The following is a 19152-nucleotide window of genomic DNA, read 5'->3' on the forward strand; positions in this document are numbered from 1 at the left end:
TTGACTCCAGCTTGTAAATATCTACTTACTTACTTTTAAGCTCAAAAATCGTGGAGAGCAAAAGGGAGAAGCAACATGCCGTTGCCGATTGCCGGAATCGCGATGTGAATATTTCCGTGTTCCGGGTGGCGCCCGGAATAGACTGTGACGCCGCCGCTCTCTTCGACCTGGCTATTTTCGAGAAGAGCGACAGCCTCATAGGCGGCCTCAAACGATACGGAAATGTTACGGAGACTGCCGCTAGACTCGGTCATGGTATTCCTCATATGTATGTGTTTACTTACTTCGTAGGGCATAAAAATAACCCGCTACATTCCTATATAGCGGATTCCGCATCGTCCTGCAGAAGCGGGGAGCGCGACCCTTATTCGAAAAGGTCGCGAATGGCTTTGATGCGCTCGGTGTTTAGACCCTTGCCTTTCTTGCCGCTCTCGCGGAAGAAGTCGATTAGCTTTCGTTCCTCGGGAGTGAGAGACGGAGGCATAATGGAGCGAAGCTCTTGAAGAGCCTCATCCGAGAAATACTGCTCGAATGCCATGTCAAGGAATTGGAGAGGATCTACACCCAGTGCGCGTGCCATCGCTGGCGCACGGTCGAGAGGGAGTTTTGCGTCGCCTTGTTTGATCATGGTGATCATGTTCTGGTTTTTAAAACCAGCAGCAGCAGCTATTTCTCTCTGGCTTATGTTAGATGTAGCGGTGATCTTCTCTATCAATAGTGCCAGTCTGCTCAGCGGTTCGCCCTTACGGCTGAGTTTTGTGGACTTGGTGTCGATTGCTATCACGGTGCTCTCTCTACCTTCGGTTAAAGTTGTCATTGTATTCCCCCATCTGATCACTAGAAGCTCTTGCTTCGTTGTTTTCTTTATAGCGAGACGAAGATGGGAACGCAGAGCGACTCATACGCGGAGCAAAAAATAAGTCAACACATACTTACTTTTTCGATATCAGGTCATTGTTATTGCACAAGTCTTGGTCTTTAAGCAGACCATAAATCACGCGTGAATGCCCGCATAAGTTCCATAAAATAGATTATGCCACTATAACGCGTATCGGCAAATCACTTAGAGCCACTTGGGGAAAATGTAAGTGGGGGTTTATCACTCATCCGAATCGTGGCATCACTGGTAACGTGATTGGTTCGCAGTGAGTCTTTGCTCGATGGAAATCGAAGAAAATGGAAATGCCCGTCGGGCAGCAACGTATCGCAAGAAGCGCATAGCAGCAGGCGAAAGCCAGGTAACTGTGTGGCTGAATGCCGATCTGCAAGATAAACTGGATAGCCTGGTTTCGGCCGGGAAGTTCAAGAACCGTTCGGATTTGATCGCACACGCGGTCGCACAGTTTGAGGAACATTAAACCGGCAAAGTAAAAGGCCCCTAGTCGCCAAACTAGGAGCCTTTTTAAAATCTCAGCGACTTCGGATCGCCTCGCTACACCTTGGTTATCCCGAATCAGCGCTGATTTGTCAACTCTTCTCTTGAGGAGATTGGCGAAGCTTTGCCCTTGATCGAGGGGATCTACCAATGTCGGCGCAGTCATCCGGCTGGCGTGCTCTAAAGCCTGTGGTGCCACGGGCAGCGGAACCGCATACCAGCGATAAGCAAGACCTTTTTGAGGCATCACGGCTCGCTATGCGTGCTCTCAACCTAGCTCCCGCTTGCAGGTTCGTCCTCGAGCATCTGGTAGGCGTCTACGGCGGCAAGCTAGTGGGTGGTCGAATGATGGTGTGGCCGGCGAACAAGTTCCTCGAGGAGCGCACCGGAATCTCTGAACGCACGATCCGTTTCGCCCTCGCCCGCCTACTGGAGCTGGGAGCGATCGCGGCCGTCGATAGTCCAAACGGAAAGAGGTTCGCCCGCCGGAACGCGGCAGGTGAGATCGTCTCCGCTTTCGGCTTTGATCTCTCCCCTCTCCTCAATCGCTATTCCGAGTTCATGGACATCGTCACTGACATGAAGGAACAGGAGCGTTTGCGCCTGGCCGCCCACGACGAGCTGACCGTGCATCGCAGATCGACGCAGGAGGCCCTCAGAGCGCTTGCCGAGCAATTCCCTGACACTGACGCCGAAGATCTAATGAAACGCGCGTTGGAGCTTGTGAGAGTCACTCCTCGCCGCTCATCAAAGGGATCGACGGAAGCGGTGCTACACGCATGGTCACAGCTAAGGATGGAGACTGAATCAAGATATTATTCCGCCTGTGGCGGCAATATCGACCGTCACAAAGACAACAACAAATATGCCCCTGAGAATCCTTGTAACAACGGCCATGAGAATGTTGAAGAGGCGAAGCCGAGGACCAATGCGAGGGATCTGGTTGCAGCCTGCCCTGATGCGGTGGAGTTTATGGGCGAAATCCGGTCTGACGGCGAGTTGATCGCGGCGGCCGGGCGGTTCCGCGGCATGGTGGGCGTTTCTCCGTCGGCTTGGGAGGAGGCCCGGCGCGAAATTGGGCCGTTACTAGCAGCGGCGACCCTCGTCTATGCGGTCCAATTGCAGATGACGCCGACACCTGGCTCAGAACCAATACGAAACCTAGGTGGTTACTACCGCGTGTTAGTAAGATTGATTCTTGATGGGCGCTTCAGGCTGGACCGTGAAATAGACAAACTTAAAAAGAATCGTGTTGCGGAAAAATAGGGTTAATGTAATTTAACCCTTAGTGCCTGTGATCCAGAATATTTGCGTGAATTGAGATAGCTACTAAACGGGGGCGTTGGCTGTGCTGTATACCGTAGCCTTAATCGGCAAGTAGCGAGGTTTTTCAAGCGAATTCTGACTTAGGCGGGGAGTGGTGAAAAGCAACCACGTCACTAAAACTGCTTCATTAGCTGACCGAGAGGCCACCAATGAAGAATAAGCACTTCAAGCCCTTTAGGTCATGCGAACCTGAAGGAGAAAACGATGCGTTACGTAGACTTACTGCTTCACCTCATTGGGTGGATCATTGAGCTGCTGCCGTATTTTTGGCCTATGCTATAACAAGAAAGGGCTGGGTCGCGACCCAGCCCTTTCGTTTGATGTTACGCGGCGACCGCCATGTTGTCGACTTCGCCGTCCTTGTCATCGCGGAAACGAATAAAGCGGGGATGGCGAAGTGAGCCATCAGGTGTCACTTCCATGTATTCGACCTCGATGAGACGACCCAAGAATTCACAACCGAGAGCGTGATACTCGGCAGGCGTGATGTCGTCGTGACCCGCGATGCGAGCCATGTCGCGGTGATACTTGGCCCAGAGATCCTCACGCTCCTCATCGGACCAGCCGCCACCCACGTCAACATTGACGCCTTCGTGGTCAACATTGGCGCCGCCCAGCGCGTTCTCATACTTGGTGTGAGGCTTGCCCGGATAGGCGCCAGTGACGCGCAGATCCTTGGTTTCCTCGTTCTTGACCTTCATCCAGGCGGCCGACTTCCGCTTCTCATACTTCGCCTTCATGTTCTTGACGACGATGCCTTCGAGAACGACCGGCTTCTTGGTGCGCTTGTCGATCAGCACCTTGAGAAGCGCAGCTTCCTTTTCAGGATTACCGCGTGAGAGATAGGCGGCAAGCGTCATGCTGCGGGCGCGCTGGAACAGTGCCTGAACTTCCTCATCGCTATTGACGAAGAACTGCGGAACGATCTGGATGGTTTCCGGATGCTCGGTGGTTGAGAGTGCAGCCTTTGCCAGCTGCACGAACTCGGTCAACCACTTGCGACGGACTTCGAGCGGCTCACCCACTGCACCAGGTGTGTTGAAATCCTCGTATGACATCATGTCGTAAAGGTGAAGCTCGGCACCTTCGGCGTCAGTGCCCTTGCGACGGAGAGCGCCGGTGTCTTCGAACAGACCCATCATAGCCTCACCATCGAGCATAAAGCTTAGGCTCTCACGCTGACCGCGCAGTTCTGGATCCATAACCTTGCGCAACTCGTCGCTGCATTCCTGCACGGCATAAACGGCAGCCTCGATGACGATTGGCACCAGGAAGTCCAATGCTGCGACACGCTTGCCCGAGCGTGTGAAGAAGCCACCATTGCCGTCCTTCACGAGGAAGGTGTTACGGTTGCCGTCGAGCTTGAACTCGGACTTGTAGTATTCATCTGTCTTGAAGCGCTTCGGCTCGTAAGTAATAGCGCGCTGGACTGCAAATGTCGGGATCGTGCCAGGCACAGCGGAGTTGATCGTGTTTTCACCAATGCCGCACTTGAGATCCTTGGAAAGGATCAGGAACAGCAGACGTGCTCCGTCGGCATTGAGGACGCGCATAACATCGCCGATCTCGCGCTCTGCGGCCATACCGCTCAGCTCGCGGGACGCCAGCTTCTTCAGCAGCGGCTCGACTAGAGACGGACGGAACTCGAAGCGCCCATCGTCGCTCTGGGTGGGAGCGGCGGTGATGCCGAACGTGATGAACGGATCATAGGCCCACTTGATGACAAAAAGTCCGATCTCGGATTCTGCGAGCTGCTTGACCAGGTTCTCCTTTTCGCCGCGCGATGAGGTTGCGCCGATATCTTCGATCAGGCGAGCGACTTCATAAGCGTCCATTGAATTCTCCTTATGCGCTGATAGCTGCGGCAAGATCGCCGGTGGCAGCTGCTGTGTGCTTGGTTGGGGACTTGGTCGATGCGCGGCGCTTCTTCGGCGCAGGCTGACCGCTGTTTTCGATACGCTCGGCGTAGCTTGGAATGTCATCGTCAGGCAGCGGCGCTGCCCCGATCATCTTGCCAATCCGATCAGAGGCCGTTGCGATCTTCATGCGCTCGGCGTCACTGCATCCGAAATCATTCATCGTTCGCTCCATCACCATTGGGCGGTGGATGCGCTCGAGAATATCCTTGCGGATTTTGCCGACGACCGGCGTGTCAGAGGCGTATTCGTCCTGCCACTTGCGACCGGTCGGCCACTTCTTGGAGACGATTGCAGCGGCAGGGCATTTGCCGGCTCTCATGCACGCCTGGCAGCCTTTGCGAACCTCGGGCGAGTTACCGGCCCAATGAAGCTCGCGCAGCTTGAAGCACAGGCTGATTTTGGTCGTCACCTCAAAAATAGGGCAGACGAAAGAGAAGAGGTTGCGGTTGTCGTCCAGGTTGACGTAGCTGTGCGCGGTGCCCATCAGAATATCCCGAATTCTTCGTTGTCATCGTAGGCCATCGCAGCCTCTTTTCGGCGCTCCTCGCGCTCCGCCTCGAGCTGGGCGGCAATATCTGCCTTGCGCGATGTGTCACCCACGAGCTTGCCGGTTTCCTCGTCAGTGCGAGGCGGATCGACTTCGCGCATTCCGGCCGTGTTGTAGTCCGGATCGAGGTGCTTGATGTTGGAAGCACCCATCTTGTTCAGGACGACCATGCCGATCGCTGCCCCGAGCGTCTTTGCGTCGGTCGCTTCATTGGTTCGCTGCGAGCCGAGCGGCGCATATCCGGAACGGGTCTTGGCAGTTTCCTTCTTCTCGTATGCCTTCCAGGCAGCCTTTGGCGTTGCGAAGGTCTGAACCTGCATTTCACCGAACGTGCCCTTCTTGCCCCATCGATTGATGAAGACGCAGTGGCCGTTCGAAGCCTCGATCATCATTAGATGGTAGGACTTGGTCCCGTTTGCGTGGTCATACGACTGCGAATAGACCTTGATGGGGTATGACATATCTTCTCCTTTCATCGTCTCGCGTGCGCGTTTCGATTGCTTGTGAGTTCTTTATAGCGTGTTCACATGTGGAAAAGCGCAGGTGATAAGTATGTGCTTACTTACCCTGCCATAGCGAGCTCGGCTGCCTCTGCGGCACGGCGTGCAGCGGTGTATGGATTCTTCATGCGCCACTGGATATCGAGCTTCGGGGTGTAGACCTTGGCGGCGTAGTGGGCGGCGCGAACGACATCGCCGGTGACTTCGTTCGGATCCTTCTCATAGGGCAACAGCGCGATCCGAACGATCAAGCCAATACCTGTCAGAAGCTTGGCGGCGTTGAGGGCAGCCAGCAGCGCCTTCTCCTCGCCGTCCCACATGATCGTTACGATCTTGACGCCCCTCGCCTTCAACTGAATGAAGCGCCCGAGCTGGTCATCGCCTTGCGCGTTACCGTAGGACAGATGCTTTCCGAAGGAGCCGATCGGCACGATATTGCGCAAAGACGGATCTTCATCGAAGGCAAGCTTGGTGGCCGCAACGTCAAAAGCGCCCTCACCCATCACGACATGATCGGTTGCGTGAACATTGTGCCCGTTCAGCAGATAACGCCCGGTTCCTGGCAGCTCCATTGGGAACAGATACTTCTTGGAGCTTTCACCCGTCAGATCGCGACCCTGGAAGGTCTTGAGGGATCCGTCCAGGTCATAGACCGGAATGATGATGCGATCGGAGAAGTTCTGCGTCTGGGTGTTGCCCTCCGGATCCTTAAACATCCACCATCCGAACTGGCACCAGCGCAGATTGAAGTAGCGGCAGATGTCGTCGCCGAAACCACGCTGCTCCAGATAGAGAAGGTTCTCGCCTGTCTCGAGGGGCAGCACGTCAGATGCCGGCAGCTTGACCTCTCCGTGGTCTACAGCTGCGATCGCCGCTCGCTTGGGCCGCCAGCCCTGCTCACGCATGATCTCTTCACATTCCTTGAACGTCTGGCCCCAATCACCAGCACCGTGGCCGTAATAGTTATGGACGAAGGAAATGGCGTTGTAGCTTTCCGAGCAGACGAAGCAGTTTCCGCGACCTGTCTCGACGCCATAATAGGTGCGCCAGCGGCTGTCCTGGCAGGCAGGGTTAGGGCAATTCTTGATGTTGAGCTGAATGCCTGACACACCGCGGGTTTCACGGTATGCCAGGCTCTCACGCTGGAGGAAATACTCGATATCCAGGTCGGCGTTGATCTCGGCGATCGACAGTCGGGTAGACATGACTACTCCTTTGCGAGGATCTTATTGAGGAACTGCATCTTCTCGCGGTCCTGCTTGATGCGCAGGCTGAAGCCATCGGCAGTGTTACGCGACAAGAGCCAGGACAGACGCGCTTCGCCGGCAGCCTTTTCGGCGTCTGTAGCGTTGATGCCGATCAGAATGTCTACCGTTCTGGCCTTATTCCAGTCATCACCAACGTCGGTTGCCTTGGCGGTGTGAGCCTTGGCACCGTCGCGGTTGGTCTGGGTGGCGGTCAGAACCGCGCAGTTCATTTCATGCGCCAGGGCACGAAGGTCGATATAGATCGTGCGCAGGTTCTCGATCAGGCTGTCCGAGCGATATTCGGACGCCATGATGTCGGCGTAGTCCACGATCACGAGGTCGAACATCAGACCGTCGGCGCGGTAGGACTCGAGCAAGCGATGAAGCTGCGATGGCTTGAGCGTGCCGGAAGGATGATCGCGCAGACGGAACTGGCCCGCCCTTGCCTGCATCTTGAGGATCTCGTCGTGGACCTTGTCCGGATCCTTGTGCAGATCACGCATCATGGTGTCGGAGAGCGCCGCGTCGATACGTGCTGCGATGATCTCCTTTGCCACTTCAAGGCTATCGTAAAACACGTTGTAGCCGGCGAGGGAGGCGTTCTTGCCAAAGTCGCCGAGAGCCATCGACTTACCGGCCTTGGCAGCGCCCATCACGCACGACAGTTCCTTTCGGCCCCATCCCATGTGATAGAGACACGCATCCATGCCGGGATATCCGGTCGTGATGCCGTCACGGACGATCTTGCCCGCGAGCGTGTCGTGGCGCTGCTGAGTTCGTGTCTCGATCTCCTCGAAATAGTTGTAGTCGCCACCATCAGTGACTGCGCCCACTGCGAGCGCTTCCTTCATGACCTGGGCGATCTTTTCGAAATTGCCCTTCTCCAGATAATCGACGGCCTGGAAAATCGCGCCCTGCAATGCCTGATGCTTGGCAAAGTCAGCCACGCGATCGGTCACGAAGGTTGGATTGGAGAGATCGGCGCTGAGTGCGTCACGGACCATTTCCTTGACGCCATCGATCATGTCCGGACGAATCCGCTTCGCAGCAATCTCATCCTTCAAAATCGTCGGCAGGATCTTCATGTCAGGGACTGACCGATAGACCTTCACATGCTCCTGGACGATGCGCACGAGCGCGCCAATGGAGTTGTCCGTGAAGTATTCCGGCTTGATCAGATCCTTTGTGGACATCGCGAACGTGGTGTCGCGCATGAACATAGCAGCGATCTTGCGCTGCATATCATCATCGAAATCATACTGACCTGGCTCGAAAGTTTCAGGCTCTAATTCTGCAACTGCGGACACAGTGGCTCCTCTTACTCAATGGTAAGTAAACGTTTACTTACATCGGCGCGCATAGAAATGCGCTCATGCTCTCTTTATAGCGTGAGCGCGTGTGGGTTAGCTCAGGTGACGTTCGACGCGCTTATAAAGTTCAGCGCCAAGACGGTTCTGCACCTTCTCAGGCAGCAGCTGATCGTTATCGATCATGTTTGCCAGCGCCTGGTGTGGATTGGCGCGAAGCTCGGCCATCATGAAAAGGTATTCGTGGTAAGCGTCCTGATGGGCGATGCCCTGATAGTTCTGATTGAGATAGGCGTGATGGTCAGCCAGATAGAGCCTGCCCTTCTTCATTTCTTCCCATCGATCGACAATCTTCTCGACATCGTATTCGTGGTAGAGGTGCTGCGGCTGAGGCATGTAGCCCTGCTTCCAGCGGCGCATCCGGAAGGTCATCGCGAGATCGATGTAATCCATGTAGGGGATACCGATGAAGTCCGCGATCTGGCGGCCGTGCCAGCAGCCGACGAACTTGGTCTTTTCCTTAGTCGCGCCCTTCTGAATACCGATCCGCAGCTTATCGAAGTCAATCGGCTTGATGTGTTCGGCGCGCTCACGATCGAATTCGCGGGCGTAGATGCGCTTATAGACGGCGGCGTAGCAGTCGATATAGACCTTCGTGGCCTGCAACGGCGTCATCATCCGATAGTCGAACCACTTGGTCGCGTAGAGGTCGAGATCCCACTCCGAATACTTCTTTGGGATGACGCTGGAGTAATAGTCGCTCTCAAGCGTGAGGACGCGAGGAGCGTCTAGCTCTGTTGAGAATGCGGCGTTGATGTGCATGTTCTGCTCGTCTGTCATTTCGTGTTACTTTCTTTATAGCGAACGAGACATGGCAAAGCGCATTTTTGGCGTGGATGAGTAAGGGCGCCGAAGCGCCCTTGAGGTAGATCAGTTGTCGTAGGCTTCCACGATGTCCTGGCAAAGTCCGGACCGAACGATCTCGGCCTTGGTGAAAGTGATCACGCTGACCTGGCTGTGGTTGCCAATCCGCTTGATCGCATCCTCGAGGCCGGAAGTGTGACCGATCTTGTCATCGATCTGGGTGGAGTCGCCATTGATGATGAACTTGGAGTGCTCTCCAATACGGGTCAGAAACGCCTTGAACTCGCCCTTGGTGGCGTTCTGCATTTCGTCAGCCAGAACCCAGGCATTCTTCAGCGTGCGACCACGGATGAACGCAAGAGGGATGGGCTCGATCTTGCCGACCTTCAGGCAGTATTCGTAAAAGCTGGTGCCGAGCGCCTCACAGAAGGCTTCGCGCAGCGGGATCAGGTATGGTGCAAACTTCTCTGCCAGGTCGCCCTTCAGAAAGCCCATGCCTTCGCCGACTTCAATTGCAGGGCGTGTGACGTAAATCTTATCGATGTCGCCATTCTTGAGGGCTTCGGCTGCCTTCTGCACGGAATACCAGGTCTTGCCTGTGCCAGCCGGGCCTGCGCCGAACACGATATCCTTGCTTGCGATCGCCACATCATAACGCTTCTGGCCGGGAGTCAGCGGCTTAACGGGATCGCGGCGAGGTGGAACAGGCGAAGGAGGGAGATTACGGTCAATGGATGCAATGAGCTTGGAGTCATTACGTGCGGAAGCGCGAACGTCGCGGCGGGTCTGGCGTGCGACGTTCTTCTTGGTCTTGGTCATTTGGGAAGACTCCAGTGGAGAGGCAATCGTTACCCCTGCACTGTAGCTCAAAACAACATTGTAAGTAAGTGTTTACTTACAATACGTGACACTTTTAGAATACGCCTGAGCGAGTTCCCGTAGAGAGCCAACTTGCGGAGCCACCGGACAGATAAGCGACAGCTCGACCAGCTCCACCACCAGCAGCACCCGCCGAGCCTGCGACACCTGCCGTTCTGTTACCAGCGACGCCAGTTCCGCCAGTTGCTCCACCTGCACCAGCGGTGCCCCATGTTGCACCGGCGCCACCTGCGCCACCTGTTCCACCTGCCCCTGCGCCTGCGCCGCCAGCCGCGCCAGCAGCACCCGTTGAACCATTGGCAGCAGCAGCGTCGGAGCCGATCCCACGACCACCGTTACCGCCTGCACCGCCGGCGCCGCCGTTGGTGCTGACCGAGGAGTTCGACGTGCGGTAGACGGCGTAATAGTCGTAATCGCCTCGGTCAGAGTATCTATAAGAGCCCTTAAAATACGTGTATTCGCCCACGGTAAAGCTGGTCGCACTCCACGGAACGGAACTTGAAATGATTGCCCCGTTCCACATAATGCCAGCAGGGCCAGCCGAAACGTAGTATAGACTCCAGTCAGTTACGCCAAGAGTGTAGTGTTCTCCGGATGCCGGCTCGCGAACGGCGCTCGTAACCGTGCCACCACCACCTGCGCCGCCCGTGCCGCCACGACCACCACCGCCACCGCCGCCACGAATGTCACCCTGGTTGTCGATGATGAGCGCGATCGAGGTTTCGATTGCATTGCCACCAGCGCCAGAGTTCAGCAAGCCGCCCGCGCCGCGAATGGAGCCCTTATTCGTCACCAGGACAGTGCCACTATTGCCAGAACCGGAGCGCAGTGCTGCGGTGCCAGGCGTCGTGGATCCAACGATGACGCCAGAGTTGATCACGACTTCCTTCGGCGTTGAAGAAGTCCATTCGGCAGTCGTGAACAGGTTCTGAATAATCAGGTTGTTGACGCTGGCCGAAACCGTCTTGGACAGGATTGAGGACTTACCCCGGAGGTCAGCCAGACTGATTGCACCGGAGGACTTACCTGCAAGAGATCGCACTCCTGCGTCATTCAGACCAATATAAGCAGCCGCGCTCTTGCCAAGCTCGACGTTGACCTGGCTCATCCAGATGATACCAGAGCTAGGAAGGGCCATTAGGCAGCCCTCCCCTTCAGAGCGGTGATTTCATCACGCAGTGCCTGCACCTCTGCACGCAGCTCCTTCGTAGCCTGAATGATGACGGGCGTGAGCTTATCGTAGGCGACAGTGCGCCACTGAGTGCCGTCATTATCTTCATCAGGGATCGAGCGGCCGACCAGCTCAGGCAGCACAGCTTCCACCTCATCCGCCAGAACGCCGATATCACGCTCACCAGGCTTTCCGATAAGCGTTGTCTTGCCGTTCCAGGTAAAGCGCACGCCGCGCAGAGACTCGACAATGTCGAGGGCGTTCTCGATGACCTCGACATCATCCTTCAGACGCGGATCCGAATAGGCTGCCACGTTGCCAGCGGCAACCATATCGCCGTTAGGGCCGGAATACCACGACCAGGCAGGTCGCGACCAACCGCCGAGGCCAAAGTAGCCGTCAGGACGAAGGTGCATCTTGATGCCGTAGCGTCCCACACAATGAAATGCCATGGCTGCTACGGCCGCATCACCATCGCCACTTTCGTTACGAACCTCGAAGTTGTTTCCCGCATCATTCTGACCGGTAACACAGTTGACGGATCGAGTGGTGAGATGACCGGTCATCGATCCGCCAGACTTCAGGAGGCGTTCGCCGAGAGCATAACCAAGATTTGCTCCGTAAAGAGTTGCCTGACCCCCACTGAACGCGATATTTCCATCCGTCTCAAGGAAGGATCCACCAGCGCCGACGTAGACACGCTTGGCCGCATAAAAGTCACCCTGCACATCGACACGATGACCAAATGTCACATTACCCGTCGCGGAGTTCGCATACATCGGGCGCAGGTCGCTATACCCGCCATACTGATCACCAGAATTGGTGAACATGAGATAGATGTTACCACCATCAAACCGCCAAAACTGACCGTAGTTTCCATAGACGGTTCGATAGTTGTTCGGCGATGTCGCGACGATTTCAGCGCTGGACTTCAGACCACCGAGCGCCTGGATCTGGCCGTTGAACGTTACAGTTCCTCCCGGCGCCATAAACATCGTGGTATTATACGAATTGTTCCACCGATCGTTCGACCACTGGAAGACAAGATTACCCACAGAGCCTTCAGCGGTATCCTTGATCATCCTCCAGCCAGTGCCGGTCGCAGCCTGGCCGAACCAGAGCTGTGCATAATCAAAGCCCAGAATGGGATAGCCGGACATAATGCCGCCCGCCAAGCTCAGCTTCTTGGCGAGACCCCGATCGGCATAGCCGGTCGTTGCGACCTGCGTATTATTGGTGCCCTCGGCAGCAGTTGGAGCGGTGGGCGTGCCCGTGAGAGCCGGCGAGGCGAGCGCAGCCTTTGCGTTAAGAGCGGACTGCAAATCCGTCACATCAGCAATGGTGTGGTTATGGGCGCTGTTTGCCTTGCCAGAGAGCGCGTTCGCTAGGGCAGTCGCAACCCAGGAGGTATTAGCTGCCTTCTGCGAACTGTCGCCTACCGCCGGAGAGGGCACGCTAACAGTGCCCGTGAAGGTCGGCGAGGCAAGCGTGGCCTTTGCATTCAGTAACGCGGCAAGATCCGTAATGTCAGCTGCAACGTGCTTGTGATCGACCGCGCTCTTTCCATCTAGCGCCTGCTGAAGCCCGGCAGTGTCGGCGATCGCATGACCATGGTTCTCACCAGCCAGACCAGCAGCAGCAAGCGCGTCCTTGACGTGCTTGGTCGTGGCGAGCTGATTATCGTTCGCGTTCGCAGGGGCGTTTGGGCCGGTAGGTGTGCCGGTGAAGTCAGGAGATACCTTTGTCGCCTTAGCATCAAGCAGAGCTGCAAGATCGGTAATGTCGGCGACGACGTGGGCATGAACCTTGTCAGCCTTGCCGGCGAGCTGCTGAGTGACGGTCGCAGCGAAGTTTGGATCATCACCAAGGGCATCGGCGATTTCCTGCAAAGTATCGAGAGTTCCAGGTGCAGCACCGATCAGTGCATCAAGTGCGTTCTTGACGAACTCAGTATTTGCGACAGTCTTCGATACATCACCCAGGCCAGCCGTGGGTGCAACCGGCGTGCCAGTGAGAACGGAGTCTACCAGGATACCATCGAGAAGATCCTGAAGACCTGCAATATCGGAGACCGTATGACCGTGGACCTTTGCCGAAGCCAGCGCGACAATAGCCTGCGCTACCCGCTCAGCGGTCCAGTTGACGATCTCGGTCGATACGCCACCCTCTGCATCTTCCTTCGTGACCAACTCAAGCGCAGAGGCCGCGCCAATGTTCTCACGAAACGCGGCAGGATCGGTGAAATCAGAGCCGTTGTTACTCTTGAGCGGATAGGACGAGGGATCGAAGTTTGCCGCATCCAGAGCTGACTGAGCCGCGGCACGGGCGCTCTCTGCGGCCTCATCACGAAGATCCGCGGTCTCGTCGCGCACGCCTTCGGCAGCCGTAACGGCACCAAGGGCAATATCACGAGCGGTCTGGGTCGCATCACGGGCATCGAAAACATCGGCGCGTGCGGCGTTCGTATTTGAAAAGGCAAGATTGGCCTGGTCGCGGGCAGACTCCGTGTTCGTCTTGGCCTGATCAACCAGCAAACGATCAGCTTCGATATCTTCGCGAATAGCGTCCATCTCATCGACGGCGACCAACGCACTCGCTTCAAGCGACCGAACCCTTGTTTCTACCCCCAAGGCTACATTGCGCGCATTGTCGCTCTCTACAGCCGAGGCAGCGGACGCCTTGGCGTTGTCAAAGGACGCATTCTGAAAGGCGAGGGCGTTCGCAGCAGATGCAGCGGCTTCGGTCCTTGAGATATCTGCGTTACGGGCTGCGCCGACAGCCTGGTCTCGTGCGAGGGTCAACTCAGGCGTAATGTTGCCATCGTCGCCCTTTTCACCCTGCGGCCCCTGTGGACCCTGAGAAGAGAGCTCGACCGAGACCTCCTGATTGTGACGGACCTTTACGATGATGTCCGAGGAATAATTGATGATTGCTTCGTCGGACATATTAAATCCTCGTGATCGAGCGCTTGACCGGGATTTCCAGGTCAAAGCCGAGGTGGATCTTCTGGGTGAGGTCGGTGCGGATTACATCGAGGATGACTGTGCCGGCGGTCCATTCCGCGGTGTCAGTGCCCTTGAGGATCAGCTCAATGGTGTTGCCGTCTACTCGGGTAATAGAGGAGGCATCGGAGGAAAGAGTGATCAGGAGCTCGCCATCAGCGTCGTCCTTACGGATCGATGCGGAGAACTTGGCCGTCGTTGGAAACACAGCCAGGGCAGAAGAGGTGATCTTGATCTTCAGGCGCCATTCGCAGCCAGTCTGGATAGCCTTGCCCTGGAGATACTGATTGTAAGACATGCGGTGAAACTCCTGGTTCTAAGGAGTTTCACCTTAACATAAGTAAGTGTTTACTTACAATTGGGATTAAACGAAAGCTCGCCACTTTCCGTTCTGAAGCGTGACCAATGTGCGCTTGCCATTGTTATACTGGATCGTATGCGTGACAGCCCACCCACTTGGCCCCTTGTTGTAGCCCTGGCGCAGGTTCATTACGCCGGACGTGTAGACGCCATCCATGATCTCTGGCGAATGCTTGTCGCCAATGTTCATCTTGACGCCTAGCGCCGCGAAGCCTGCGACTGTGCCACGAGCACCATTAGCACCGCGGAAGCCGTGGTTACCGCACTGCACGCCGTTTACGATGTAGCTGTAGCCGTCATGCACCCACTCGACGCCTTCAACGTCTACGCCGTCCTTTTCAGCGACCATATTGACCGCGTATTCGAGCAGCGAGAAGCTTTCGGTCGGGAGGCCGGCGTCGATCGCGTCAGCCAGGCGCTCGCGATATGCCAGATAGGCATCCTCAAGCTGAAGACCCAGGCGAATATTGATGCCATCGTTGCGGTAGCGGCCTTCGCGCACGTAGCGCTCGAGGGCGATATCGTGATTGGACTCGACCACGGTGACAGCGACCGTCTCCTGAAGCTCCTTCAGGATATTGACCACACCCCTCACCTCTTCCAGCACGCTCTCGCGATTGCGGTAGGCGACTTCGTAAGAATGGGCATTGTCGTGGACGTTGTGATGGTTGCGGCGATAGTTGTCGTAAATGTCGTGCGCGATGGCCCGGCGGAAATTCAGAGTGCGTGTGATGGAGTTTGGTGCCCGGAAGGTAGCGTTGAAGCTCGAGGCGCTCTCCTTGTCGGTGTGCAAGTCGGCCATGACCAGCAGCTCGACCTGATCGGCGTCAACGTCGACCACGCCATCCTTGACCGAGAATTCCAGATCGCAGAAGGAGCCGTCCTTATCCGCAACCAGGTGACGGCAGAACAGATCGCCATCATGGTCGAATTCCAGGATCACGGCTGCGATCTGGTGATGGAAGATAGACTTGATGCCTGCCTTGCGCGGAATGATCTTTGGCTTGGTCACGAGGCCAGTTGTCATGACCTGGTGTGCCTGTCTGGTGGGATCGGTCGAAGGCACAGACTTGAGCTGGATCTTGGCGTGTGGAAAGACACCCCACTTGCCCTGCGTATAGGTGGTCAGATCGCTGATCGGACGGTTGGCTGTTGGCAGCATATTCATTTCGCCGCAGAATACGAAGTTCTCGCCGATCGGCATCTGGCCGAAGCAAAGGAACTCCTCGATCTCGGGCGCGTAGGAGCGAACAGCGGAGTTGTTTTCGGACCACCACTGCGTTTCATAGGTGCCCGGACCTACGACGATATCGGCATCGCGAAACTCGGCATATGCCTTGAGGTTCTCCCAGAAAGGCAGATCGACTTCGGCGTCGTTCTGGGCACCGGTGAGAATGAAGGTGCGTCCGCGAGGATCTTCGACGCGCTCAACCTGGAGAGTATCAGTCATCCAGGTGCGCGGAGTGCCTTCGACGTTCTGCTTCTTACCGGTGAGACGATCATACTTGGTAGTCACGTTAGGATCGATGACAACGGCTTCAGGGTTCGTGACAGGGTAGCGGCCGGACGTGAGGAGCTTGTCGATATCGGAGCGCAGCAGATCGGCGCGTGCGTTGGCGTGATTGACCGGAGCGTGCTCATCCTTCTCCTTGGCGACCACAACGCGGCTAATCAGGACCGGAACATCTTCACCGCGACGAAGGCGGGCACGAAGCACCGAGCTCCTGTTCCGGACAGTCTGATATGAAAGACCAAGCTCGACCGCGACATCGGTCAGATTGGGGAAGTTTTCGGTATCGTTGTATGTTTCAACGAAACGAGCCTCTTCAGCAATTACCGCCACTATTCCCGTCCTTTCGTAGTCATATACTCTTGTATATGTAATTTATAATAATAGACGACAGACGGACTTTACTTCTCCGGGGAAGAGAGGTTCGTCCGCAAGTCTTCGTAGTGGTCCAACACAGCCTGGTAATTGTTCCGGCAAACACGCAGCGTCTTGCGATCCTGAAGCCAGTAGGTTTCCGTCTCCAGCTGGTTGAGCTTCCGGACAGGGATCTGAACCGCATACGGACACACCGGCACGCAGCTCTTGTCTTCAGGCTTGCATGTCAGTTCCGACGGCAATCGAGGCAGGTTGATCGGCGCCCTAGCGGACGGTGTTGAGGCGCTGCACGCTCCCAGCAGAGACACCGCCAGCAGCAGCATCAGGATCGGCAGCAGCTTCTGCATTGAGGCGAGCGACATCATCTTCCAGCTTTTCCTTTTCGAGGATGAGATTGCGGATCGAACCGCTGAGCAGTTCTCTGGCCTTTTCGATTGCCAGGTCATTGGCGGCCTTCTGATCGAGGGCGACCTGCTCATAGTGGGCAGACGCGGCCGTATAGCCGCGGTCGTAGATGGAGTTGTAGACCCAGATGCCACCTACCACTGCCGCAGCAGCGAGGCCCGCATAGATCCAGCCGAGATAGGGGGCGAGGAGAGCCTTAATCACTTCAGGCCACTCACGCAGAGTTCGGCTTCGCCCTGGCGCTGGGCATCACCCATTTCCCGACGGTTGACCAAGCCGCGCACGACCTGACCACCTGCCTTGTTCCACGCCGTCTGAGCTTCACAGCCTGCGCGATACTGGCCGGCCATGTGCTTCTTTGCGGCGGTCGAGTTGACCATGCCATTGACGCCGAAATTGTAGGCACCGGAAACCATCGCAGCCTGCACACTGATCGGCATCTTCTCGAAGCCCTTGATGCGCTGGACCAGCGGCATGTAATAGTCGTGGAAGATCTGCTCGCGGGCGATCACCTGGCACTGAGCCTTGGTGAACGACATTCCAGCAGTGACCGGCTTGCCATTGATGCGGGTCTGGCCATAGCAAATGTCCCAGATCTTGGCGAACTGGTCCCAATGCGACTTGAGAACGAGACCTTCCCATGGAACGATCAGGGCGTCGGTTGCGAGGATAACGGCCGGAGGTAGCGTCTTGATGGAGGTGTCGCGCTGTGTATGCCAGCCGCCCGCAGTCGCAGCGATAATAGCGGCGGTGATGGCAGCGATCGAGCGCTTGGACTTGACGATCTTGTTAATCGGCATCCTTGAATTCCTTCTGAGCGTAGAGACGCGCCGCGAAGGCGCCAGCGGTCGTGAGACCGGACAGCACGGCAAAGGTGCCGAGCGGAATGAATGCAGGTGCGCCGTAGACCGAGAAGACGACCTCGACGGTAGTCAGAACAAAGGCCAGCGCGGTAAGACGCACAGACCAAGCCTTTGTGAGAATCCTCTTCCAGTCAGCGGCGAGCATTAGCGGATCTCCAGGGAGATCGGCTCGCGGCCAGGCAAGGGATTGGGATAGATGTATTCCGCCTTCTTGGTGATGACGCCGTTCTCGATGACGGTTGTGAGCTTGACGACAGCCTCCGTCAGCTTCTCGGTCTTGTTGCTGAGCTCCTTTGTCGCCGCACGATCCTCGTCGGTGCGATCAAGACGCTTATCCTGAAGCGCATCCTTGACGATGAGCTCACGCACGATCGGGGAATTCTCAGCACGCCCAGAAAGAAAGAAGTTATAGCCGCCGATTGCAGCGCCCAGGAGTCCAACGATACCCATTACCAGGCCGATGGTCTCCTTATTCACGGAAAAGCCAGGCTGGTCGGCCATCGTTTCTCTCCTTGTTAAAGTAAGTAAACACTTACTTACAACATATAGGAGATAATGGCAACAAAAACCGCTATTACGTCCAATCGAGCCGATCGATAACTGCCTGAATTTCAGCCGGAGACTTGGCGTTCTTCACTCTCTGGCGGGCAGCCTGACGAACAGATTCGATCCGGGGAATGGCATTGTCTTCGTCGCTGATCTTCTGACGCCAGATCCTTGCAACTTCCGTCGGATCAATACCAAGCGCCCGTGCTTCTGCGCTCATCATCGCGAGTGTGTCAGGTGTCGCACCAGACGCATATGCGTTCAGTTCGTCACGCTTGAGCGCGTAGACAGCGACCGCGTAATCAGATGATGTTCGATAAAGCGCAAGCACGCCCTGCGCGTCAGCGTCGATCTGTGAAAGCGCAGCGTTCTTAGGGCCGTCGAGATTCTTGGAGAGACTAAGCTTCATGAATAGTAACCTTCATAGTGGCAGGCATATAAGGGAACTGATCAAAGACGATCTCGTATTCGGCCGGCATTTCGCCTTCAATCTCAAGCTCGCCGTCTTCCAGAATGTGCTCAGCGCCGTCTACCAGGATCCTGCAGGGGCTAGGAAGACCCCCAACAACACCCATCTGGCCGACATTAAGACTGACCGCTTCAGGGATGGACAGCACAGGTCGCGCCTTCACCATGCCGTCCTCGATGTAGTCCGTCATCAGAGAGATTTGAGCCGAGACCATCGCGCCATGCTTGATTGAAGGCACCTGGACGTCTTCGAACTGCTGATTACCCTGCTCATCCATCTGAGGCACATGATCGATCACAACAGCCTGGCTGATCGTTTCGAAGACCTGGTTACCGTCCTCGTCGCGCAACAGCTCATCTGGCATCTTGGTCGGTGGCACATTGAGGTAGGTCTTGCCCATGTCGCTCAAGATCTGGAACATGGCGGCGGGCACAGGATCGAGCACAACGTGCATGATGCGGCCTTCTGGTGTGTATTCTACGATCAT

At 56.2% G+C, this 19152-nt stretch carries 22 protein-coding genes; 2 read left to right on the forward strand and 20 right to left on the reverse strand.

Annotated elements, in window-relative coordinates; translation table 11 throughout:
* Positions 1-41 precede the first annotated feature (41 nt).
* Positions 42-254 carry a hypothetical protein gene (locus ACQZ51_RS20970; RefSeq protein ID WP_448780225.1) on the reverse strand — a complete coding sequence of 71 codons (213 nt, stop codon included), beginning with the start codon at positions 252-254 and terminating at the stop codon, positions 42-44.
* Positions 255-364: 110 nt separating this feature from the next.
* Positions 365-817 (reverse strand): helix-turn-helix domain-containing protein, encoded by a 453-nt coding sequence (locus tag ACQZ51_RS20975; protein WP_448780227.1) that lies wholly within the window; start codon positions 815-817, stop codon positions 365-367.
* A 343-nt stretch (positions 818-1160) separates the two neighbouring features.
* Between ACQZ51_RS20975 and ACQZ51_RS20980 the strand changes: the two genes are divergently transcribed.
* Both ACQZ51_RS20980 and repC read left to right on the forward strand, forming a co-directional pair.
* Entirely contained in the window at positions 1161-1358 is a 198-nt protein-coding gene (locus ACQZ51_RS20980; RefSeq protein ID WP_448780229.1) for a ribbon-helix-helix domain-containing protein, read from the forward strand.
* Between the two features lie 167 nt (positions 1359-1525).
* A complete protein-coding gene (gene repC / locus ACQZ51_RS20985) occupies positions 1526-2641 on the forward strand; it encodes a plasmid replication protein RepC (RefSeq protein ID WP_448780231.1) in 1116 nt (371 codons plus the stop codon).
* A 383-nt stretch (positions 2642-3024) separates the two neighbouring features.
* Here repC and ACQZ51_RS20990 read toward each other — a convergent pair whose 3' ends face one another.
* The 18 genes from ACQZ51_RS20990 to ACQZ51_RS21075 all read right to left on the reverse strand — a co-directional run bounded on the left by ACQZ51_RS20990 (position 3025) and on the right by ACQZ51_RS21075 (position 19152).
* Positions 3025-4536 (reverse strand): ATP-dependent DNA ligase, encoded by a 1512-nt coding sequence (locus ACQZ51_RS20990; protein ID WP_448780233.1) that lies wholly within the window; start codon positions 4534-4536, stop codon positions 3025-3027.
* 10 nt (positions 4537-4546) lie between these two features.
* Positions 4547-5104, reverse strand: a complete 558-nt coding sequence (locus ACQZ51_RS20995) for a hypothetical protein (protein WP_448780235.1) — start codon at positions 5102-5104, stop codon at positions 4547-4549.
* Entirely contained in the window at positions 5104-5628 is a 525-nt protein-coding gene (locus ACQZ51_RS21000) for a WGR domain-containing protein (RefSeq protein WP_448780237.1), read from the reverse strand. Before ACQZ51_RS21000 ends, ACQZ51_RS20995 begins: the two co-directional genes overlap by 1 nt.
* Before the next feature lie 101 nt (positions 5629-5729).
* Positions 5730-6872 carry a hypothetical protein gene (locus tag ACQZ51_RS21005; protein ID WP_448780239.1) on the reverse strand — a complete coding sequence of 381 codons (1143 nt, stop codon included), beginning with the start codon at positions 6870-6872 and terminating at the stop codon, positions 5730-5732.
* Positions 6873-6874: 2 nt separating this feature from the next.
* On the reverse strand, positions 6875-8221 hold the full coding sequence (locus tag ACQZ51_RS21010; protein ID WP_448780241.1) for a DnaB-like helicase C-terminal domain-containing protein: 1347 nt from the start codon (positions 8219-8221) through the stop codon (positions 6875-6877).
* A gap of 96 nt (positions 8222-8317) precedes the next feature.
* Positions 8318-9061 carry a hypothetical protein gene (locus tag ACQZ51_RS21015; protein ID WP_448780243.1) on the reverse strand — a complete coding sequence of 248 codons (744 nt, stop codon included), beginning with the start codon at positions 9059-9061 and terminating at the stop codon, positions 8318-8320.
* Positions 9062-9151: 90 nt separating this feature from the next.
* The gene (locus ACQZ51_RS21020) at positions 9152-9904 is read right to left on the reverse strand and encodes a PhoH family protein (RefSeq protein WP_448780245.1); all 753 of its coding nucleotides are present in this window, start codon (positions 9902-9904) and stop codon (positions 9152-9154) included.
* A 94-nt stretch (positions 9905-9998) separates the two neighbouring features.
* Positions 9999-11102 carry a hypothetical protein gene (locus tag ACQZ51_RS21025; protein ID WP_448780247.1) on the reverse strand — a complete coding sequence of 368 codons (1104 nt, stop codon included), beginning with the start codon at positions 11100-11102 and terminating at the stop codon, positions 9999-10001.
* Positions 11102-14080, reverse strand: coding sequence for a phage tail fiber protein (locus tag ACQZ51_RS21030; RefSeq protein ID WP_448780249.1), 2979 nt, complete (start codon positions 14078-14080; stop codon positions 11102-11104). The genes ACQZ51_RS21025 and ACQZ51_RS21030 overlap by 1 nt, the downstream gene beginning before the upstream one ends.
* A 1-nt stretch (position 14081) precedes the next feature.
* Positions 14082-14435, reverse strand: coding sequence for a hypothetical protein (locus ACQZ51_RS21035; RefSeq protein WP_448780251.1), 354 nt, complete (start codon positions 14433-14435; stop codon positions 14082-14084).
* 66 nt (positions 14436-14501) lie between these two features.
* The gene (locus ACQZ51_RS21040; RefSeq protein WP_448780253.1) at positions 14502-16340 is read right to left on the reverse strand and encodes a hypothetical protein; all 1839 of its coding nucleotides are present in this window, start codon (positions 16338-16340) and stop codon (positions 14502-14504) included.
* 68 nt (positions 16341-16408) lie between these two features.
* On the reverse strand, positions 16409-16747 hold the full coding sequence (locus tag ACQZ51_RS21045) for a hypothetical protein (protein WP_448780255.1): 339 nt from the start codon (positions 16745-16747) through the stop codon (positions 16409-16411).
* Complete coding sequence (locus ACQZ51_RS21050) at positions 16647-16991, reverse strand: hypothetical protein (protein WP_448780257.1); 345 nt, start codon at positions 16989-16991, stop codon at positions 16647-16649. Before ACQZ51_RS21050 ends, ACQZ51_RS21045 begins: the two co-directional genes overlap by 101 nt.
* Entirely contained in the window at positions 16988-17587 is a 600-nt protein-coding gene (locus ACQZ51_RS21055; protein WP_448780259.1) for a lysozyme, read from the reverse strand. Before ACQZ51_RS21055 ends, ACQZ51_RS21050 begins: the two co-directional genes overlap by 4 nt.
* On the reverse strand, positions 17577-17795 hold the full coding sequence (locus ACQZ51_RS21060) for a DUF7940 domain-containing protein (RefSeq protein WP_448780261.1): 219 nt from the start codon (positions 17793-17795) through the stop codon (positions 17577-17579). The genes ACQZ51_RS21055 and ACQZ51_RS21060 overlap by 11 nt, the downstream gene beginning before the upstream one ends.
* Positions 17795-18151, reverse strand: a complete 357-nt coding sequence (locus ACQZ51_RS21065) for a hypothetical protein (protein ID WP_448780262.1) — start codon at positions 18149-18151, stop codon at positions 17795-17797. The genes ACQZ51_RS21060 and ACQZ51_RS21065 overlap by 1 nt, the downstream gene beginning before the upstream one ends.
* Positions 18152-18224: 73 nt before the next feature.
* A complete protein-coding gene (locus ACQZ51_RS21070; protein WP_448780263.1) occupies positions 18225-18605 on the reverse strand; it encodes a hypothetical protein in 381 nt (126 codons plus the stop codon).
* On the reverse strand, positions 18595-19152 hold the full coding sequence (locus ACQZ51_RS21075) for a hypothetical protein (protein WP_448780265.1): 558 nt from the start codon (positions 19150-19152) through the stop codon (positions 18595-18597). Before ACQZ51_RS21075 ends, ACQZ51_RS21070 begins: the two co-directional genes overlap by 11 nt.

Source organism: Agrobacterium sp. CG674 (assembly GCF_053521645.1).